Origin of the sequence: Ectothiorhodospira variabilis, assembly GCF_022227625.1 — a bacterium.
Taxonomy (GTDB): domain Bacteria; phylum Pseudomonadota; class Gammaproteobacteria; order Ectothiorhodospirales; family Ectothiorhodospiraceae; genus Ectothiorhodospira; species Ectothiorhodospira haloalkaliphila.
This window is the reverse complement of record NZ_JAJNAO010000041.1, coordinates 1-2262: the sequence shown is the minus strand read 5'-3', so window position 1 is coordinate 2262 and position 2262 is coordinate 1. Positions and strand designations below refer to the sequence as shown.

Below are 2262 nucleotides of genomic sequence, written 5' to 3'. Positions count from 1 at the left end.
GTGTTGTTTCCCACCCCCAATCGCTGATCACCGCCTGATCTGAAGCGGATTATCTCCTCGTTGATAGGGTCCGAGTGGTGGCAGAGTGTGAGTCGGGTGTGAGGCGAGTTGCCCGGATTGATTCACCGGGCTGGCGGATCGGGGCGGACAGGGGCATGATCTGAGGCCAACCCATAAAAGTGGCCCGCCACGGTAGCCGCCGTGCGGGCCGGTGGCCGGTGTGCTAGTGCGGTTGAGAACGCCTTTGACCGGCGAACAATACGTTACCCAGCAAGGCTGGTTGAAAGCAAGCCTGACGTGTTGTCCGCTGCATCCTGCCGGAGGCTGTGGCTTTGCCCGCCACGGCAGCTATGCGCGCAAGCGGCCCTGGGGGGCGCGGATCGCCCGCTGGTATTGCCCGCAGGGGCACCGCACGTTTTCCCTGATACCCGATTGTCTGGCGGCCCGCTGGTCGGGGAAGCTACAGGCGGTGGAAGTGGCGGTGATGACCGCGGAGACCGCGCCCAGTCTGGTGGCGGCCGCCAGGATGCTGCGCCCCGAGATCGAGGAGGCAGGGGCGGTGCGCTGGGTACGCCGCCGCAAGGATGCGATAGACGATTGCTTGCACCGCCTCAGGGGACTGCTACCCGACCTGCTCACTGACTGCGCCCCCACCTTGACCGCCTGCCAGATCGCATTAGGTCAGACACCCTTGCTCCCCGCCCTGCGTGAGATTGCCGCGCCCTGGCTCGATCAGTTACCGCCGCCATTCGGTTTTGCCCACCGCTGCAGTGGCGGTGTGTCCACTTCCCCGTCGCGCCAACACTCAATGGGCCCTGACCCGCCTGGCAGCGGGGCGTAGCGTTGTGGAGCGACCGTTTGGGTCGTTTTCCCCGGAGACGCTGCCATGCCCGATCCCTCCCATGACCTGCGCCACGAGATCGCCCTGTTCCGTTTCGGGCTGATCGCCGACCTGGTGCGTCGGCCGCCCGGCACACCCGGGCTCTATACCCAGCTCCATGCCATTGCCGCCCGCACCCATCAGATCCCTGGCAGCCATCGCACCCATGTGGCCGCCGAGACCTTGCGGGACTGGATGAAGAAGTACCGCCAGGGTGGCTTTGACGCCCTGCTGCCCAAGCCACGCCAGGATCGTGGCCAGCCCCGGCGCCTGTCAGCGACCGTCACCGAGGCCCTGATCGCCCTGAAGGAGGAACATGCCTCCTGGTCCGTGCGCCAGGTGATCCAGCACCTGCGTGACAACGGCGCGGTGGACGCGGATCTGCCGCTACCACCTTCCACGGTCCACCGCCTGTTCGTGCGTCATGGGCTGATGCAGCGCCAGGCCGAGGCCACTCAGGATCAGGATCGTCGCCGCTTCGCCTTCGCCCGAGCCGGACAGCTCTGGTCCAGCGATGTCATGCACGGCCCCAGTGTCACCGTCGAAGGGCGCGTGCGACGCAAGACCTATCTGATCGCCTTCATGGACGACGCCACCCGGGTGATCCCCCATGCCGCCTTCGCCCTCTCGGAGAACACCCGCGCCTTCCTGCCCGTGCTGCGCCAGGCTCTGAGCCGGCGTGGCCTTGCTGAGAGGCTCTACGTCGACAACGGCGCGAGTTTCCGTTCCCATCACCTGGCCTTGGTCTGCGCCCGGCTGGGCATCGCTCTGATCCATGCGCGTCCCTACCGCCCTCAGGGGAAGGGGAAGATCGAACGCTTTTTCAGGACCTTACGCGCCCAGCTGCTGAACACCCTCACCCCGGAGGATACCGCCAGCCTGGAGGCCCTCAACCGGCGCCTGTGGGCCTGGGTTGAGGGGGAGTATCACCACAACCCCCATCGCGGCCTGGACGGGATGACGCCCCTGGAGCGCTGGGCTCAGGACGGTGACCAGGTGCGCTATCTGGATCCGGGTCTGGATCTGGAGGATCTGTGCCTGTTCGAGGCGGTACGCAAGGTCCACAAGGACCGGACCGTCAGCCTCGACGGCGTGATCTACGAAGTGGATGCCGCCCTCATCGGCGAGCGCGTCACGCTGCGCTACGACCCCGGCGCCACCCGGCGCGCCGTGCAGATCGTCCATCAGGGCCGGTACGTGGAAACCGCCAGGCCCGTGGACCTGTACGCCAACTGCTTCGTCAAGCGCAACACGCCCTCGCGCGAGGCCCGCAGTGAGGATCAGGGCCCGCAACCCAGCCCCTCGGGGATGCACTGGCGGGACTTCGATATCGAGGCGGGGGAGGACTGAGGCCATGTACCGCAAGCACTTCGGCCTGACCG

2 protein-coding genes are annotated in these 2262 nt (G+C 66.8%); both read left to right on the top strand.

Translation table 11 applies throughout. The features are described 5' to 3' along the window. Positions 1-280: 280 nt before the first annotated feature. Positions 281-841, top strand: a complete 561-nt coding sequence (locus LPW30_RS15815; RefSeq protein ID WP_239681354.1) for a hypothetical protein — start codon at positions 281-283, stop codon at positions 839-841. Positions 842-886: 45 nt separating this feature from the next. Then, positions 887-2230, top strand: coding sequence for an IS481 family transposase (locus tag LPW30_RS15810; RefSeq protein WP_239681353.1), 1344 nt, complete (start codon positions 887-889; stop codon positions 2228-2230). Positions 2231-2262 lie beyond the last annotated feature (32 nt).